The sequence below is a fragment of the Fibrobacter sp. UWH6 genome (genome assembly GCF_900142465.1).
Classification (GTDB): domain Bacteria; phylum Fibrobacterota; class Fibrobacteria; order Fibrobacterales; family Fibrobacteraceae; genus Fibrobacter.
Map to the genome: position 1 here is coordinate 44,995 of NZ_FRAX01000009.1, position 17,834 is coordinate 62,828.

The following is a 17,834-nucleotide window of genomic DNA, read 5'->3' on the forward strand; positions in this document are numbered from 1 at the left end:
ATAACCTCATCCCAAATAATAAAAAAAGGAAACGCCCCACAGAGCATTTCCCTTGAAAACTATAGGATTTGTAGGGTATTAATCCTGTCCCAGATATTCCACGGCAAAGATCAGCGTAGAACCGCCAGGAATGGGACCTGCTCCGCGGCTGCCATAGCCCAGTCCAGGAGGCACGATCAAGATGCGCTTTTCGCCGGGAAGCATGCCCTGCACGCCCAGTTCCCAACCGCGAATCACGCGACCGCCACCCAAGGGGAAGCTAAACACCTGGCCACGATCACGGGAGCTATCGAACTTGTAACCGTTGGTAAGCCAGCCGGTATAATGGACGTGGGCATTCTGACCCTTCTGGGCAGGTTCAGCCCCTTCTTCGCCCTGCTTGATTACCGCATAACGCAGGCCTTCGGGACCATTTTCGAAAGTGAGCGTCGTGGTATCCGGGAAGAAGTCCATGGATTCAGCCAAGGATTCATCAATTTCAGAAGAGACCAGTTCCACCTTAAAGATCAGCGTGGAGTTGGAAGGAATCATGGAGTAAGCTGTTGCGCCATAGCCCATGTTCGGGGAAACCCTGAACCAGCGGACGCCACCTTCACGCATACCATCCAGACCAATTTCCCAACCCTTGATCATCTTGCCTGCGCCAAGTACAACCTGCAGGGGCTTGCCGAGATCCTTGGAACTGCCGAACTTACGACCAGAAAGGAGCCAGCCAGTATAATGGGTCTTCAGGACGGAACCGATTGCGGTAGGCTTACCGGAGCCCACCTTTTCGTCATAAATCTTCAAGCCCTTGCCTGCTTCACGCCACTTGAGACCTTCTACATTCTTGGGGAACACATCCGGTTCCATGGGCTTTTCGGCACCCACCAGTTCCACCTCGAAATACAGGTCGGAATAGGCGGGAATGCCTTCCAGGGAATTTTCGCCGTAGGCCATCTGATAAGGGACATACATCTTGCGGATTTCGCCAACCTTCATGCCCACAAGGCCCTTTTCCCAGCCCTGAATGACCATGCCCATGCCAAGGGTAAATTCCAGCGGTTCGCCCTGTTCGTAGGAGTTGGCAAAAGGCTGCTGACCTTCGGACTCGGTAGATTCCGCAGCGGCGCTTTCGGCAGCAGAACTATCGGCAGAAGCCTTATCCAACAGCTTAGTCGTGTCAACTTGTGTCACACCAGCCACCTGGGCAGAACCCAGGTCATTGGCCAGGCGAAGGGAATCGGCCAAGCGCAGGGAATCCAAAACCCTATTCTTCTCGGCCAGAATCTTAGCACTGTCCAAATAGAGATAACCCTTATAGTGAACCTTGATCAGCTGACCTGCACGGATTGTATCGCCAGCACCTTCCTTGACGGTTTCCACCTTGAAAGGGATAGCAAGGGCATTACAAACGGCCAAAACAAGAACAGCTGTAAAAATCTTCAATTTCGACATATAATCTCCTATTCCACAAAATAGAAAATGCTAGTTTTTGAGAGTAAGGCAAAAAGTCCAAAACGGAATTAAATATGCTGTCAATCATTATTGTAATCGCAATTATCGTGCTTTCTATCATCCTGGCCGCCATCGGAGCCTATGTGGTTATCCACAGTTCCGACGAAAAGGACGAGGTCAAGCCTGTAATTGACGTTTCCGGCCAATACGCCGTGGTGGTCCGCCCCGCTAGGGAGTCCCTCACTGCAGTCAAGCCCTCTGAAGCCTCCCTCCGCTCCTGGCTCGAGACACAGAACATGAGTCCCGAACAGCGCGAGGCCCTGATCGCCCAGTGGAACGCCACCATGGAAGAAACCATCCGCACCGTGGACGAAGGCGACAAGAATGGCACCGCCACCTACCGCATCGAGCTTGGCCCCAAGGGCAAACAATATTGCAAGTTCGTGAACGAAGAGAATTTTATTACCCGCGAGCAGATCCGCAACCACGCGGAAATCCTGCCGCCCTACGTTTTGGGCTGCGACTGCAGACTCCTGCCGAAGCAGCCCTGGGAAAACCCCAGCAAGTCCGGTTGGAAGGCAGTTGTCCCGTCACACGGAAGCAACTACGACATCCCGGATTGGAGGCAACTTGCGTAAATCCCTACTTTCTGCAATTCTTTTAGCACCGGCGCTGGCTCTTGCCGCAGGTTCTGCAATTATCACCTTGGAAATGCCCGTTGGCGCCCGCCAGCTGGGTATGGGCGAAGCAGGTGCGGCCCTGGCAGATGACGCCGCCGCCATGTATTACAACCCCGCAGGTCTGGCTTTCGGCCCCCTGGCCGACGAATGGCGCATGAGCTACCCGGCCGATTCCAAGAATGCCCCCTATTTTACAAGCATGGCTTCCCGCTCCAAGAATGGCTTCTTCAGCAAGAGCGAACTGTGGGCAGGTACTGCCAACGGTATCCTGAAGTTTGACGGCGAACAGTGGGTCGACTATCATTCCATTACCCTGCAGGGCAATGCCAAGGTCCGCGACGCCGTCAAGGTGTACGCCGGTTCCGAACGCGGCCTGGAAGAAAATGTCAGAAAGGTCAAGGAATTCAACGAGATCAAGACTGCCGACGATGAAAAGCACATCGTAGAAGTCAAGATGCCCTGGAACCTGATTGTTAAGGACACCATTACCGCAGTCCTTTACGAAAGCCGTACCGAAAAGCTGTGGGTAGGTACACCCAAGTCCCTTTACCGTTTTGACGGCAAGGCCTGGAAGAGCTACGACAGCGAACTGGGAAACCACCGCGTTACTGCCTTGGTAAGCCAGGGAGCCTCTATCTGGATCGGTACCGACGACGGTCTCTTCGTATACCGTAACGGTCAATTCGAGCAGAAGGGCAAGGTCCTGCCCAGCCAGAAGATTACCGCCCTCGTATGGTCTGAACTCCGCAAGGAACTTTATGTTGCCGCAGAAGGCGCAGGCGTTGCCCGCCTCATTCCCAAGAAGAGCGTCAACGACAAGGACCGCTGGAGCCTGTTCAACGAAGAAGATGGAGTCATGGACAAGAGTCCCACCGCCCTGGCCGTCGACAGTTCGGGCCACGTGTGGGCAGCCCATAAGGGAGGCCTCTCCCATTTCAACCTCCGCAAGTGGGAACAGATCCAGTTCGCCGACAATACCGTCAACGACATCTCCGTCGACCAGAAGGGCGGCATCTGGATTGCCACCGACAAGGGCGTCTGGCGCCACCTGCCGGATTACGCTACCGCCAGCGGCCGCAAGGCAGAACTTGAACGCACCGAAGCCGACGAGGCCGAAGGCAAGCGCGATGACGAATGGGTCCACTACCACTCCGGAAACGGTCTTTCTGTAAACAAGGTCTGGGCAGTTCTTCCCCAGGGTAATGACGTCTGGTTCAGTACCGCAAACGGTATGGAACAATTCAAGGACGCCGACTACCAGCTCACAGCCTTCTACGAAAAGCTTTTGCCGATTCTCAACATTCCCGACCTCTACCACCTTTACGGCGGCATGACCATCCCCCTGAACGACTGGGGTACCATGGGCTTCTTCGTAAACTTCGTTAGCTTCGGTTCTACAGTTGCGTCTGGCGATGTGGACGCTGACGACCTGGTGGCCTACAACAGTTCTGAAATCGTTGGCGGCTTCAGCTACGGTACCCGCTTCCCCGGCGACTGGGGCCTAGGCCTCAGCATCAAGTTCTTCTATTCTGACCTCAGTTCCGGCGCAGGATCCGGATCCGAAGAAGCAACTACCTTCGGTTACGCATTCGACGTGGGCGTCCTCAAGAAGAACCTGATTGTAGACGGTTTGAATTTTGCATTGGTCCTGGCCAACATCGGCCCCAGCGTCTATTACGTCGACAAGACCATCGAAGACCCCATCCCGCTGACCTGGCGCCTGGGCCTCTCCTATGAAATCCTCTCCCTGGCCGACTATAAGTGGGTCGTGGTCGCCGACTACAACCGCGAAGTGGTTTATGACGACAGCAAGGGAAATCCCGAACCGTTCTACGTATCCTGCTGGAAATCCCTGATCAATCCTGAACGCGGTGGCAGCGGCCTGGAAGGAGCCAAGAACTCCTTGATGCAGGGCGTCTTCAACGTAGGTACCGAATTTATTTACGCCAACACCATCGCTTTGCGACTGGGTTACCTCCACGACCAGACCGGTAAGCGCGACGAAGTGGACATGGGCTTCGGCTTCATGCTCTCCGACATGCTGCAATTCGACTTCGCAACCATCAAGGACGTAGGCGAAAGCGACGGCGTCCGCGATGGCCAGATGCGATTCGGCATGGTATTCAAGTTCTAAAAGACGCAAGGGGGCAACCGCCCCCTTTTTCATTCCCCCGAAATAAACCCGAATAAACCAGCGGTCCCTGCTGCGAAACAAACCCCAGAAGCGTAGCGCCTGGGGCTAGAAGTGAACACAGCACATTTCAGCGGGGGGTCCAGGGGGGGGCAGTAGCCCCCCCCCCCATGCATCATCGTACCCTTTCGAATATTACGAGGGCTCGTTCCTGCGTGCTGTTGGGGATTGTATAGAAGTGCTTTTCCAGCAACTTGTATCCATAGTCTTCGGGATGCAAGGTCTTCAGTTCGTCAGCGGCAGCAGGCCCCTTCATAAAGAACACGCGCCCACCCACCTTCAGGGAGTTCTGTAGACGGGGGAAAGTCTTTTCCATCAGTTCAAAGGCGCGGCTGATAACACCATCCACAGGAATAGTCATGCTGCGGCTAGTCACCTTGTGACCGAACACATCGATATTCTTCAGCCCCATCTTCTCGATGACCATGTTCAAGAAGTTGATGCGGTTCGGGCGCGGTTCGCAAAGAGTCAAGTTGATATTGGGATTCACGATCTTCAGGGGAATACCCGGGAAGCCGGCTCCACTACCCACGTCAATCATACGGGCAGGCCACTTTTCAACAAAGGCGTTGATCAAAGTGCAGTCGGCATAATGACGTTCAACCATGGTTTCAAAAGCATTAAGGCGAGTCAAGTCCTGGTCTTCGTTGTTGGCTCGGAGAAGCTGATGATATTCCCAAATCTGCTTCAAGGTTTCTTCCTGCAGTTCCACACCATAATAATGCAAAAGCTTGTCGAGGCCAGCCAGAGACGGCGTAACACGCTTTCCGTTAAACAGCGGAAACTCGGTGCGGGGAGCTTTCATGTGAGGCACAAAGGCACTGCCCAAGGCATCGGCGCCACGAGCAGGCATACGAGAAGGAGCTTTACCCCAGGAACCCTTTGCGGGCTTTTTAGACCAGTTAGAATTTGCCATGAACCCAAAATTAGAAATCCCCAAAAGAAAAAAGAACCCCCAAAAGTGATGTTTCGGCAATTCGTGCGTGTATATAGGTATGAACAATTTTTTCTTGGTATATATTCGCAAAATAACAACCGCATTCTGTTTATTCTCGGGCTTCGCCCTCGCCCTTGATGAGGCCGCGGTTTTCAAGTGGTGGGACGACGGGCTAATTTCCGCAGAGGAAGCAACCGAAATGCTGAACCTGCTGGAAGAAGGCAATCAGGAAGAAGCCTGCCTGCTGGCCGAAACCTATTCACTGGAAGACTGCCAGCCCCAACAAGAACCCACCGTTCCTCAGAACTCCGCAAAATCCCAGCGCCCGCCCCTAACGCCCCACGGTTACATCCTCTGGAAAGGCAGAACCGATTCACTGGGGCATCTGGAAAGTTCCCGACTTTCGCTTCAAGTGGATTTTTACCGCTACCGCCTGCGCCTGGGAACGCAGGAACTTCTGAGCTACCGAAACGAAGGCAGCGAGGCCCACTTCGGGCAAATTTCAACGCGGGAAATCCACAGCTATATTCCGCTGGACACCTTATGGGGCACAACGTTTACATACCCTCTAGGAAACCTTACGCTGGGCGGAACGTTAGACACGGCCCTAAACCTGGAAGCCCGCCTAGGCTACCGGAAACAGGCCGATATTTTCTGCTGGACCCATCCCGAAAGCAACTCCTGCGGAATCCAGGCAAGAACCTCCTGGGGCACCGTCGCAGGCTGGTGGCAACACGGCCAACCCCTCCCCCTGATCAAGATGCAGTTACAGCGGAACGAAAAAATTTCAACAAGCCGAAGTTCCGCCAAAAACAAAAATGCAGAAATCATCAGCTGGAAAATTTCAGCCTACATTCACGGAGACAGCGTCCCGGATCAGTCCCACCTCAGTTCCAGCATTCTAAACAGCATGTTCTGGTATTCCCAGAATATCGCCTACACCGACGCAAGCCCATGGCGCAACCGAATCTCCACAAACATCCGCGTCACCACCCCACTGCCAAATGACAGCGCCCTGCAGCAAACCACCGCCCGCATAAAAGTACAGCTGGACTACGGCCCCCAACAACTCCGCGGAACCGCAAGCGCCACCTGCCTAGACGCCGCCGAAAACTGCCGCAAGGACGACCTGAAATTGCAAGGGGTTTCGCTGCTTTCCCACAGCGATTCCCAAACAAAAAACGGACTCTCCCTGCAAGGCAGCGTCAAGACGACCTATACCCGAAACGAAGGGCTGAACACTCCCCGACTAGAGACGGGCCTCTCCTACGGCACCAACAGTCTCAATAAAGCTAGCGTTTCCCTTGTGCTTCCCCAATCCAATCCTCAAAAAAACATCCAGATCCGCACCCAGTCCGATGTGGGAACAGACCAAATCCAAATATCCATCGCCGCCACCTTCAAAAAAAAGGCAAGAGCTCCCTTCCACCCCGCCCACGCCTATCTGCAACTAAAAGGGCTTTTTTAGCCAGGAATCGCCTAAAGGTAACGTTCTGTATACAAGCTGTATACTCGAGTATACAAGAAAATTTCACTTTTTTTCTCTGCACACCCAAGATTATCTATCTTTGGGATACCCAAACACTCCCTGAGCCCGCTAGGTTACCTCCTTTACCTCGCGGGCTCTTTCTTTTTGTGGGTATTCGGGACTCCAGCGCAAATTGTTAAATTTTACGTTATGATGATTGCAGCAATTATTGGAGCCGTCGCCTTCGCTCCTTCTATCGGGTTGAATATCGCCCTGGCTCTGGGGGCCCCCCTAGGTGCATACGCCATGAGCGGACGCCACCGCGTCGTTCCCAAGGAAGTACGCAAGGCATTCGTTGTTCCCATCATCATGCAGTTCGTGGCGCTGTGGTTTCTGCTTACCGCCGGTGCCGTGTTGCCCGATGCCGCAAACCAGTTGCTGCCCGCCATCATCACCAAGATTTTCGCGTTCTTTTTCGCCTTGTACCTGACGTTCTATGCCGCCACGGTTTTGTTCAGTGCCAGCCACAAGGAAAAGACCGTCATGGGATTTTTCGCCGTCGTCAGCGCATTCTGTTTTTGGGCCACCGCATTCGGAACCCTGAACTATGACTGATTTCGCAGAAAACGTCGGCAAGGCCAGCCCGAAACCGCCCAAGCACAACTTCCAACGAGATCTGGAGTACATCCTCCGCGGATTGGAAAAGCGTAAAGAAGTTCCCACTTTGCTGTTGCACGCCTGCTGCGCTCCCTGCAGCAGCCATTCCATCGAGTACTTGTCCCAGTATTTCCGCATCACGGTTTTCTATTACAATCCCAACATCGCCCCCGACGAGGAATACCGTCACCGCGTCGCAGAAATCAAGCGCTTCGTTGCAGAATTCCCCACCAAGCATCCGGTAACGCTGATCGAGGGCGAGTACGTCCCGAAGAAATTCTACGACGCAGTCCGCGGGCTGGAAAAGGAACCCGAAGGCGGCAAGCGCTGTCGCAAATGTTTCGAATTGCGTCTTTCGGAATCCGCAAGAATCGCAAAGGAACTGGACTGCGAATACGTCACCACCACGCTGACCATCAGCCCCATGAAAGACGCACAACTGCTGAACGAAATTATGCAGGAACAGTGCCAGAAATACGGCGTAAGGCGACTGCCCACGGACCTGAAAAAGAAGGGCGGATTCAAGCGTTCCACCGAACTTTCGGAGCAGTACCATCTTTACCGTCAGAACTTCTGCGGCTGCGTCTATTCCCAGCGGGAAGCTCAAGAACGTGAAGCACGCGCCGCCGCTAAAGCGATTGCAACAAAAGCTACCGAAACCGAGGCTATAGAAAACAGCACCGGCATCTAAGCAGCAACCGCCATCGCAAACGAAGACTGCGCCGCCGCAAAAACTGCAGAAAGCAACGCAGAACTCTAAAGCGATTTCAGTAACGCCACAAGACTGAAAATATCCCAGGGGTTTTCGTCCACAAATTCGCAGGGGACATGGATTGCCGGCAAGATGTAGCTTAAGGTTGTCTTCGGCGCCCCAAAGCAACGCCTATCCCTCATGAGGATTTCCCGAGGGGCAGGCACCAGACCCGCAGAGGTCTCGCGATAGTCTATGGCGTTGTGAACCTTGTTCCCGCAGGAAATACAAGTCCCGCTAATGGAATGTGTGCCCGAAAGCATTGACCCACAGCACCAGTAATTATAAACGTCTCCACTGCAATGGGGGCAGCCATGATGGGCAACACCAAAGCAGTACTTGTAGTAGTTCAGAAGTTCACCGAGGCAAATGTACCTGCCCCCAAACCAGCAGTAGCTAAAGCCCACGTTGCTAAACTGCAGGGAGGCAAACTCCCGATACTTCATCACAAAATCCTTATGCTTCAGAATCAGCGGCAGGTTCTGCAAAAAACATTCCGCCCCATGATCACGGCCTAGGGCAGCAGACATTTTCTTGCGCAATTCATGCTGGGCAAGAGCTTCGGCCAGTTCTTTTTCGCCAATATCCAGCGTCTCGTAAATGAAGGAACGCAAACGCCTGGGGACAATTCCATTTTCCGCCATATGGCAAAATTTTGCCAGCAGGCTGGATTCCGTTTCCTTGAGTTTTACATTCCGGCTTTCGCAGCGACGCCTGTACATTTCCAGAAGATCGCCGGGAACATAGCCCTTTGCAGCCATTCTTTCACGAATAATTCGTGCCAATTCAATGGCGGAATCCACATGGAAACCGTCACAGAACTTCTTTACAATTTGAGAATGAGAATTGGGTCCGTTCTTCGGACTAAAATCAAAAGACAAAGCCATAAGGCCTCCTCGTTTAGCTGTTTATATATCCGCCCGCAAGTAAGGTTAAATCGGCGGTTCATTAGTTATATCGAATAATCTACAAAAAATGTCAAATAAAAATTAAAGCCAGTAACTGACGCCACCAAAACCAGACCAATAACGTTTATCAAAGTTTTCTCCATGAACGCCAACCGAGCCCAGTCTTACTCTCCAATGATCATTTAAGCGGTAGCTACCCGAAGCATATAGGGTGTAGACTCTAGGCGAAAAAGGCACGTCTTCAAGTTCCATATCCCCTTCATAGGTGCTTGCAGAAATTTCAAGGCCAAAGTCTCCCAGATAAGCGCCAGCATAGCCACCATATATAACGGAGGTTCCGTTGTTGGAATGATGGCTATATTCCTTAACCTCGTTAAAGACTAGCATAGAGGTGACAGTCATATCCCCTTCACAGTCGTAGTCGCGATGGTTCATCCACACACCGCCAGAAAACCCGATTTCAAAATGGCTTGTATTCAACCCGAGAGACGCAAACGTATATAAGCCATTGTTGATGCCAACTCCCGTATTGACCATGAATATGTTTTTCTTGAGCGCCAATTCCGCAGCAGCATTAACGAATCCGTATTCAAGACTGTATGCAAAATCAACACTACGGCCATTGTGGTAAACATCATCCACCTCCATTTTCTTTGAAGGTCCCGCATTCAAGCCACCAGAAAGACGGACTTGATAGTCAGACGTCATGTGTTCACCTGCACCACGCATTTCAGGAGCAGGATTTACTTCCATCCGTATCTTGGAAATTCTAGGATCGCCATCCGTGACGCAGCCATTCAATAAGAAAGCGGAAGCAATAAGAATCAAACTAATTATGCGAAATTTCATACAACCTCACTAGCCTTACGAGATTAAAATAACAACGTCTAGCGGGATACCATTTGTTCAAGGCACTGAGAAAAGGATTTCTCTTCATCTATGATGTACACCATAGAAACAAGGCCATAATCGTCAAGATAATCCATATTTTCCACACTGCACTGTTCTTGAGAAATCTGTTCAATTTGAGCCTTTCTCCCGGAGCAAACCATATCGCCAGACTTTACGGTCACAGAAACATCCTGCCACAGCATATGGGCATGATTCAAGGTAATTTCATAAGTCTTTCCATTGATCGTAACAGTTTCGCTGGTATTTGTGTGGTTTACAATGGTAACGCCGTTTTCCAGTTCATCTTCCGGTTCATAGAATTCTTCTTCAAAAGTCAATGATCCCGAACCACTTGCAAGAAGGCTGTGGAGGCGTGCGAAGAATTCCGAATTCATGTAGTCGTAATCCGGATTCATATCGTAGGCGAAGGTTATTTTTTCCTTTTCAAACTTGACATAAACATTCACATACGAATCACCCACCAATTTCCAAACGCCATCGAGCAGTCCAGAAGTACCGCCAATCAATACATCTGTAGAACCAAGGATATCATGGATAAAGAGCGTATCTCCACTAAAATTGTACTGTGCCGTGTCCTGACGGTTGCTATACCAACCATCAACCCACTTCACTCCCTCACCTTCTTTGAGACAACGACCTTCCAAGCCAAAATCCCAAACTAGAGTTCCAGCATTTGTTCCAGAGGGTTCTGCACTATAGTAAACCGGCATAAAATCATGGGCTGCGCTAAATTCCTTCGCAAACTTTGAGGAGGAACTTTCTGTCGTAGCGGATTCACCAGCGGCGATCAGCTGATTCACGCATTCCCCAAATTCCTTTTCATTTCCCCAAGAGTAACGAGTCATGACATCAGGAGTTGCATCCGAATAATGCAAGCCATCCGCATTTTCCGCCTTGCATACTGCAGGAGTTACATTCAAGGTGCTAAAATATTCCAGGTGACATTTTGCAGCGCCATTAGAAAGAGTCAGCGATAAATAATCATCAAAGGAATGAACAGAATCTATTTTCAGTTCATAGGTCACACCCTTATAAGTAAAGGTTTCGCTTCGATTATCCTGCTTAAGAATCGCCACTCCGTAGCGACCAGGATCAACGGCGTGTTCATCGTAAATGAGATCCGCATAAATATCCATGCTGGAATCTTCAAGACCTTCAAAGAACATCCACATAAAGAGGGATTGCATATAGTTGAAGTTCTCTTTTTCCAGCACACGGATTTCAATGGAACCTTCGCCAAAATTCCAGTACACGGTATAGGCAGAACGACTTAATTGCAGCCAGATTCCCTGAAGCTTTCCAAGCTCGCCGCCAACGAATTTAAGAACCGTAACATTGCCATAATAATCTGGTTCTTCATTCAAGGCGGTAAGAGTCAAAGTGTCGCCTGCAAAGCTATAGCGGAACAGGCCCCCAGCAAATTGAGTTACACGGTTCAGGTCGTCGACCCACTGGTAAGTTTCGCCCTGCTTGACACAGCCCGATTCCTGAACAAGACTGATGGAAATAACGCCTGTCGCAGAAGATTCGGAATGTTCCGTTATTTCATAGGAACCCAAAGCATACTGGCGGGCCATGGCAAACTCCTTCTGCAGATTTACGCCCGAGTCATCTGTAGTTCCTGCCACAGGTGGATCCGAGGTAAAACCGGAACAGCCGCAAAAAATGAGGACCGCCGCAAACACAACTCCAAGAATTCTATTAGGCAAATTACTTCTCATCCTTCTCCTCCAATTTTCGGGTCAGGGGAAACATCTGTAAATTGATTCGATAAACCCGATCATAGTCCTTGACTTCCGACACGATGGATTCAATTTTCTTGCGGAACTTCGCCATTTCCGTTGCCACACGCTCATAGGCGACGCGGTCAAGACCCATGGTAATTCCCGACAGGTTCCGTTCCGACCCGTCGAATTCATCCAGGGCATCGGCGGCCAGGTGGGCGAACTGTTTTTGCATGGAACGAACCGCCACATTGATGGCCGCCTTGTGATCCGCATTGTCAGCAGGATTGATACCTACGTCCGTCTGAACGTACGACACCTCCCCCGCACTTTCAATCTTTTTCAGCAGTCCCATCTGGACCATTTGATCCAAAGAATAACGTACATCGGCAGCAGGCACAGAGGGGCATAGCATGCGGGCCATTTCAAGGGGCCTTGCCCCCGGCATAATGGGAGCAAGTTCACGCAACGTAGGGTTAATCCAGCTGGAAAAATAAGCGTATGCCTCACCGCCTAAAACACGGACCTTGTTAGCATCTGCCAGGCGGCACATTTCACCATAGGCCGCTTGTTTTTCTTCGTTTGTCTGGGCGTCGCAAAATTCCACCATGCGGCAGAAATATTCCGCCTGGTATCCGGTTAGCCCCATGGCCTTGGCAACACATTCCGCACCAGCCTTACGCAAGCGGGTCTTGCCATCACACACCAGTTTCAAATATCCCGACGAAGCAAAACCGGAGAGCTTGGAAAATTCACGCCACGTAAAAGCGGAAGTTCTCTTACGCTCTTCGTAGAACTCCCGCATATAGCTGCGATAATCAAGATATTCAACAATAGGTTTCATCTAGAACCAATAACCTATTCCCAACTGTATTTTCAACAACTTATAGTAGGAGCCAATTGCCGTTGAGGCCTCTTTGTAATAACTCTCCACATTTCCATCAACGTCAACACTACCCCATCCATATCCATATTTGTATCTGACTTTATCAGCGTCCACAAGATCCGTCAGCTGATAGCTAGCTCTCAAATCCACGAACAAACCAAAATCAAAAACGTGTCCCACGGCAGCTGCCAGGCTCACTCCATAATTGCGGCCATGATCCAGCGCTTGTTCCTTGAATTCAGTGGTATAATAGTCATATGTTTTCGCAACCATAAAATCAAGGACAACACCACCTTCCACAAATAAAATTCCAGGAATTCGCCATTGTGCAAAAATAGGGATTTCAATGAAGTACTGCTGCAGCATTTCATAGCCGTCATAACCACAATCTGCATGACACATCTCACCCAAAACTTCACCAGTTTCCGAATCAAGAGGAGCAACCATTTCACCGCAGTCAACACTGGTATAGACAGAGTAATTGCGGTAATCCAAGCCAATACCGGAATGCAAATAAAAATGATCCGTCAAACCGTATGCAAAATCGAAAGACAATGTTCCATAAACACCTCCATTGGACGGATAAATATCCGGAACAGCATCCGTCTTTGTCCACATCAGGCCCATTCCGAAGCGTGCTCCAAGATCCAGTTTTTCAGAGAGCGTTGCAGCCATGGCGTTCAGAGACAGCATTATCACCAATACGGCTACCAGTTTTCGCATAAAAAGACCTCCTAAGTCCCCTATAACTTTTGTTTTTTGCAAACAAGTTCCTCCCTGCCCGCATCAAAAATATAGGTAGTTCAAGTATCCGCAACAACACCATCAAGAAACAAATTTTGTTAATTTCATAGAATTTTAAGCATTTTTACAAAATTTTATCATTTTCAGAAAAATCTATGAAACAATTTGTTTCTTAGAGAAACAAAAAGACGCCGCAATCGCGACGTCCTAAACTGAAACAGCTGATGCTGACCTGCGCCAACACGACTGTTCAACAAACACAAGCATGACAGCAGGAAACTACTTTTCGTAACCCACAGCGTGGTTCAGCATGGGAATCTGCTTTTCGTTTAGGCCCAGAAGTTTCTGGAGGCCCGTCTTGTCCATGGAGGCGCGGACGCGGGTGTCAATCTTTGCGCCAGCGCAATAGATGCTAATGTTTTCAGAAACGATGCCTGCATCCATGGCGCCGGTCATCTTCTGGCTTTCGGCATCACCGCGATCGAACTTGGAAACATCAGTCACCAGCAAGATGATGACCGGAGTCTTCATACGTTCGGTGAAGAGGGCGCGGTTGTCACCTTCCACCACAAGGTTCATAGCATGGGCCTTCGGGTCATACTTGTAAGCAGCCTGGGTGGTGAAAACATAAAGATCCACATCCTGCTTGTTCAGCGCAGAAGGTGCTGTGCGGTGCCCCGTTTCAGGACGGTTAATGCCGTTGGCTGCCCACAGGATATTTCCGATTTCCTTATAGGAAACAACCTTCTCGGTGAAGCCCTGTGCAGACTTGCGATTCTGCAAGGCGTCCATGACATCAGTCTTCAATGCCTTGGGCGGAGCGTCAAACTTGATGGTCTTTGCAAGTTCCGGCTTTGCGGTGGCGAAGGCGAAAGTGCAGCAAGTCAATGCGAGGGCGAGAAATGTTTTCAATTTCATGTTTACTCCTATTTAATCATCCACAAGGTAGTAAAAATTTTAGCTCCAATAGACGACACCATATTTGCCAAGGACCAAAGCAAAACTTTGCTGCATTTCTCAAACTCCAACAACTTGTTGGAGTTTTGCAAGATACCATATCCAGATTTTTATATATTGAAGAACATGAGTGAAAGCACCCAGATTATCTATATGCAGACAAGGCTCGTTCGACTTATGTCCGAAGAAACGGGAGTGTCCATTGCTGCAGTAGCAACCCAGTTCAAGGAACAGGGAGTTTTTCACTATATCAAGCGAATGTGGGACTTGTTCAATATTGAAGGCGACCAGGCGGTTCTTGAAGACATAAGGCAATACCTCAAGTCAAAGGGCGTGTAAAATGCTTGATTTGAATCAGCGAACCATTCTGTACCACGGAAGTTTTTGCGAAGTATCTTCACCTGACTTGTCTAAGTGCGCCAAGTATAAGGATTTCGGTCAAGGTTTCTACCTTACAACAGACAAGGAACAAGCTAAATCCTTTGCAAAGATTTCTACAAGAAAAGCGCAGGAATCTGGAGTAATTCCAACCCAGCAGAATTTTGGAGTTGTGTCTTCCTTTGAATACATACCGGCCAATCTCCGAACCCAAATCTTTTCAACGGCCGATGCCGACTGGCTACATTGCATTGTCGCTCATCGAAAAAAGGGGCTTTTCAATTCCCTTGTTCAGGATTTTGAAAAATACGATATCGTTGGTGGCAAGATTGCAAACGACGCAACAAACATCACAATAACCACCTACATGACAGGAACCTTCGGAGATGTCGGCTCTCAACAGGCAGATGAAATATGCATACGCCTGTTACTCCCCGAACGATTAAAGGACCAGTACTGCTTTAGAACAACAATCGCATTACAGCAACTTGCATTTATCAAAAGCGAGCGTATATGGCAGTAACAAAAGAACAAATTCAGGCCGCAATGGAACTTTTGACAACTATGGTTGTCGAGTCCATTTCCAAGGAAGACCATCTTGATGCAGCCGACGTTTTACCCGATTTTTTGAATTCCAAAACCGGGAAAATGCTCTTTGATGAAAGTCTCAAGCTATGGTGCGAAGGCCCCTCGCACATCGAGGAACTGTATAGAGCCGAGCTACAGAAAGCTCACGACTAAAGGCCGTTGGATAGACGGTTCATGAAGAAAATGACACGGGCATCACCCCAAACTATAATCCTTCTATTAGCAGTCTTTGTTATTGGGTGTGCGTCAACATCCCCTAATTCTAAGAATGGCCCAAATCATCAGTACGAAAAATCAACAGACACTGTCCATGTTTCCAAAATCAATGCCGTTGAAAAATACCCTTTCCCACAAGACTTTGATAGCGATGCCTATAAATACAGAACGGGTATTCCCCACAAACAAATCGTTAATTTTATTGAAAACGACGAAAACGATTCTCTACGGCAGAACGAAACAGAAAGGTACGTTACAAATCTTACATCCTTAATAGATTCCGTTGCAAAAAATGATTTTGAAAAAGTCAAAATGATTTATGACGCATTGGCGCTGCTACTTGATTTCAAGCGCCTTTAATGTCAATACATCGAAATCAAACCATCAACTAACCAAGAAAATCAGTCGCGACGAATTTAAAAATAGACCTCTCCTAGATCCCATTTTTTTCGACTTATTTGAATCTCCCAACAAACTGCAGGCGACCAACAATATTGATAGTTCATATCAGCTAGACCTTATTCAAAAACGGGATGCAAAATTTATATTGAATGTTTACGATTTACAGACCAACCAACCTGTACAAAACAGAGCTCTATTGATACACAATCGTGAAAAATTACAAATAGAATTCCAGGCACCTTACGCAGGAATCTTTCAAGCTTTTTTAATGCATAACGTTAAAGATAACGCTTATAGCAGCATAGCATCTTTTTCGATTAGCGCAAATAAGGCTAGTAATATCCAGCACCCAACTTATTTTCACTCATCAGCAAAGGACATCAAGATAGAGTCACCACTAGTTCAGTTACATGCAGATTCAACATACGAATTTAAAATAAAAGTTTCAAATAAAAAATATGCTCTTCTTTTTTGCAACGGAAAGAAAAATCGTCTCAAAAATCAGGGCAACGGATTCTTTTCAAAAAAAATAAAGATTCCCAGCAATGCAACTGAAGTACTTATAGAAGTCTCTGACACGGAACATGGGCGATATGAAGCAATTGCCAAATATCCTGTAACAAACAATGCAAATTTTTAGCATGCATTCCCATTTTCAGGATCCTATTTAAGCAATTTACGGACACTTTCCAGTCGGTTCAATGCATCAATCAAGGTTTCGTCCTTCTTGGCGAAATGGAATCGCACCAGATGGTTCACAGGTTCCCTAAAGAAGCTACTGCCAGGCACTGCGGCGACACCAACTTTCTTTGCCAAATCCATGCAGAAAAGTTCATCGGGACGAACGGAACCCGAGCCCGTCATGCCGATTCCCAGGCCCGCGGCGGAACCGCTTGCTACGAGGCTCGCCAGCTTGCGATCGTAACCGAATTCTGAAATATCCACCATCACGAAGTAGGTGCCCTGAGGTTCTGTAAACTTGAATCCCAGATTGCGGAGGCCGTCAGTAAACAGTTCCTTCATGTGAGTGTAATGGGCCTGCAGTCCGGTATAATATTCGTCGCCAAAATTCATGGCGGTGACGCCCACTTCTTGCAACGGCGAAGAAGCCCCCACCACAGTAAAGTCGTGAACCTTCTTGATGCGTTCCATGATGGGCTCGGGCGCAAGAATGTAACCCAGGCGCCAACCTGTAATGGAATAAGTCTTGGAAAGGCTGGAACATTCGATGGTACGCTCACGCATGCCAGGCAACGTAGCCATGTGGGTATGAACGTGAGGCGCAAAAATAATGTGCTCGTACACCTCATCCGTAATCACATACAAATCATACTTGATGGCAAGATCCGCAATAATCTGCAGTTCCGCACGAGTAAAAACCTTACCGCTAGGATTCGAAGGATTGCAAAGCACCAGAGCCTTTACGCCCGGCTGCTTCATGGCATCTTCAAGGACGTTGGCGTCGAAGGTAAAATCGTCAGGATTCAGCGGCACATAAATAGGAGTAGCGCCGCTCAAAATCGTATCCGCCGTATAGTTCTCGTAGAACGGAGAGAAGATCACCACCTTGTCGCCGGGATTGCAAACCGACATCATGGTGATCATCATGGCTTCGGTACTGCCGCAAGTAATGACGCATTCCTTTTCGGGGTCAAAGCGCATGCCGCTGAAATGTTCCTGCTTATTGCAAACCGCCTCACGGAAATTCTTGGCACCGATGGTCAGCGCATACTGATGAGGACCGGACTTGGCCACTTCCGCCATGCGGTTCTGCAATTCCACCGGCGGGTCAAAATCCGGAAAACCCTGAGACAAATTGACGGCACCGCAAGAATAGGCAATGCGGGTCATGTAACGGATAACAGATTCCGTAAAATGGCTAGTGCGATCGCTTAAAGGTTTCATAAAAAACGTTCTTTTTTACAAATTCATTTTTCAAGTTTGCGGAAACGATCTGCTTTAAATATGGGTTTAAGCAATTCAGATCCGCATACTATA

Annotated in this window: 19 protein-coding genes; 10 read left to right on the forward strand and 9 right to left on the reverse strand. The window is 49.1% G+C overall.

The annotated features are described in order from the left end of the window. Window positions 1-78 precede the first annotated feature (78 nt). Entirely contained in the window at window positions 79-1,437 is a 1,359-nt protein-coding gene (locus BUB73_RS16630; protein ID WP_083539720.1) for an FKBP-type peptidyl-prolyl cis-trans isomerase, read from the reverse strand. A gap of 74 nt (window positions 1,438-1,511) precedes the next feature. On the opposite strand from BUB73_RS16630, the gene BUB73_RS09110 reads away from it, so the two are divergent. Both BUB73_RS09110 and BUB73_RS09115 read left to right on the forward strand, forming a co-directional pair. Next, the gene (locus BUB73_RS09110) at window positions 1,512-2,075 is read left to right on the forward strand and encodes a hypothetical protein (RefSeq protein WP_073158962.1); all 564 of its coding nucleotides are present in this window, start codon (window positions 1,512-1,514) and stop codon (window positions 2,073-2,075) included. Then, window positions 2,068-4,251 (forward strand): PorV/PorQ family protein, encoded by a 2,184-nt coding sequence (locus BUB73_RS09115; RefSeq protein ID WP_073158964.1) that lies wholly within the window; start codon window positions 2,068-2,070, stop codon window positions 4,249-4,251. Before BUB73_RS09110 ends, BUB73_RS09115 begins: the two co-directional genes overlap by 8 nt. A gap of 172 nt (window positions 4,252-4,423) precedes the next feature. Here BUB73_RS09115 and rsmG read toward each other — a convergent pair whose 3' ends face one another. Next, a complete protein-coding gene (gene rsmG, locus BUB73_RS09120; protein WP_083538182.1) occupies window positions 4,424-5,224 on the reverse strand; it encodes a 16S rRNA (guanine(527)-N(7))-methyltransferase RsmG in 801 nt (266 codons plus the stop codon). 79 nt (window positions 5,225-5,303) lie between these two features. Here rsmG and BUB73_RS09125 point away from each other — a divergent pair, with 79 nt between their 5' ends. From BUB73_RS09125 to BUB73_RS09135, 3 genes are all read left to right on the forward strand, one after another. Beyond that, a complete protein-coding gene (locus BUB73_RS09125; protein ID WP_073285188.1) occupies window positions 5,304-6,713 on the forward strand; it encodes a hypothetical protein in 1,410 nt (469 codons plus the stop codon). Between the two features lie 210 nt (window positions 6,714-6,923). Continuing rightward, on the forward strand, window positions 6,924-7,328 hold the full coding sequence (locus BUB73_RS09130; RefSeq protein WP_083539721.1) for a hypothetical protein: 405 nt from the start codon (window positions 6,924-6,926) through the stop codon (window positions 7,326-7,328). Next, entirely contained in the window at window positions 7,321-8,061 is a 741-nt protein-coding gene (locus BUB73_RS09135; protein ID WP_073285191.1) for an epoxyqueuosine reductase QueH, read from the forward strand. Before BUB73_RS09130 ends, BUB73_RS09135 begins: the two co-directional genes overlap by 8 nt. A gap of 65 nt (window positions 8,062-8,126) precedes the next feature. On the opposite strand, the gene BUB73_RS09140 is transcribed toward BUB73_RS09135, so the two are convergent. The 6 genes from BUB73_RS09140 to BUB73_RS09165 all read right to left on the reverse strand — a co-directional run bounded on the left by BUB73_RS09140 (window position 8,127) and on the right by BUB73_RS09165 (window position 14,213). Continuing rightward, window positions 8,127-9,008 (reverse strand): hypothetical protein, encoded by an 882-nt coding sequence (locus BUB73_RS09140; protein WP_073285193.1) that lies wholly within the window; start codon window positions 9,006-9,008, stop codon window positions 8,127-8,129. Between the two features lie 102 nt (window positions 9,009-9,110). Further along, window positions 9,111-9,878: a hypothetical protein gene (locus BUB73_RS09145; protein WP_139259168.1), complete on the reverse strand. Its 768-nt coding sequence runs from the start codon at window positions 9,876-9,878 to the stop codon at window positions 9,111-9,113. A gap of 38 nt (window positions 9,879-9,916) precedes the next feature. Next, window positions 9,917-11,662 carry a hypothetical protein gene (locus BUB73_RS09150; protein WP_139259169.1) on the reverse strand — a complete coding sequence of 582 codons (1,746 nt, stop codon included), beginning with the start codon at window positions 11,660-11,662 and terminating at the stop codon, window positions 9,917-9,919. Continuing rightward, window positions 11,652-12,509 (reverse strand): TIGR02147 family protein, encoded by an 858-nt coding sequence (locus tag BUB73_RS09155; protein ID WP_073285201.1) that lies wholly within the window; start codon window positions 12,507-12,509, stop codon window positions 11,652-11,654. Before BUB73_RS09155 ends, BUB73_RS09150 begins: the two co-directional genes overlap by 11 nt. After that, window positions 12,510-13,274 (reverse strand): outer membrane beta-barrel protein, encoded by a 765-nt coding sequence (locus BUB73_RS09160; RefSeq protein WP_073285204.1) that lies wholly within the window; start codon window positions 13,272-13,274, stop codon window positions 12,510-12,512. 300 nt (window positions 13,275-13,574) lie between these two features. After that, window positions 13,575-14,213, reverse strand: a complete 639-nt coding sequence (locus tag BUB73_RS09165) for a nitroreductase family protein (RefSeq protein ID WP_073285206.1) — start codon at window positions 14,211-14,213, stop codon at window positions 13,575-13,577. A 165-nt stretch (window positions 14,214-14,378) separates the two neighbouring features. On the opposite strand from BUB73_RS09165, the gene BUB73_RS09170 reads away from it, so the two are divergent. From BUB73_RS09170 to BUB73_RS09190, 5 genes are read left to right on the forward strand one after another with little or no spacing between them, the layout of a single operon-like run. Then, a complete protein-coding gene (locus BUB73_RS09170; RefSeq protein ID WP_073235858.1) occupies window positions 14,379-14,591 on the forward strand; it encodes a DUF3791 domain-containing protein in 213 nt (70 codons plus the stop codon). Window position 14,592: 1 nt separating this feature from the next. Beyond that, window positions 14,593-15,153: a DUF3990 domain-containing protein gene (locus BUB73_RS09175; RefSeq protein WP_073285209.1), complete on the forward strand. Its 561-nt coding sequence runs from the start codon at window positions 14,593-14,595 to the stop codon at window positions 15,151-15,153. Then, window positions 15,144-15,371, forward strand: a complete 228-nt coding sequence (locus BUB73_RS09180; protein ID WP_073158988.1) for a hypothetical protein — start codon at window positions 15,144-15,146, stop codon at window positions 15,369-15,371. The genes BUB73_RS09175 and BUB73_RS09180 overlap by 10 nt, the downstream gene beginning before the upstream one ends. Before the next feature lie 21 nt (window positions 15,372-15,392). Continuing rightward, the gene (locus tag BUB73_RS09185) at window positions 15,393-15,794 is read left to right on the forward strand and encodes a hypothetical protein (protein WP_073285211.1); all 402 of its coding nucleotides are present in this window, start codon (window positions 15,393-15,395) and stop codon (window positions 15,792-15,794) included. Beyond that, window positions 15,775-16,476: a hypothetical protein gene (locus BUB73_RS09190; protein ID WP_073285214.1), complete on the forward strand. Its 702-nt coding sequence runs from the start codon at window positions 15,775-15,777 to the stop codon at window positions 16,474-16,476. Before BUB73_RS09185 ends, BUB73_RS09190 begins: the two co-directional genes overlap by 20 nt. Window positions 16,477-16,499: 23 nt before the next feature. Here BUB73_RS09190 and BUB73_RS09195 read toward each other — a convergent pair whose 3' ends face one another. After that, window positions 16,500-17,741 carry a pyridoxal phosphate-dependent aminotransferase gene (locus tag BUB73_RS09195; protein WP_073285217.1) on the reverse strand — a complete coding sequence of 414 codons (1,242 nt, stop codon included), beginning with the start codon at window positions 17,739-17,741 and terminating at the stop codon, window positions 16,500-16,502. Window positions 17,742-17,834 lie beyond the last annotated feature (93 nt).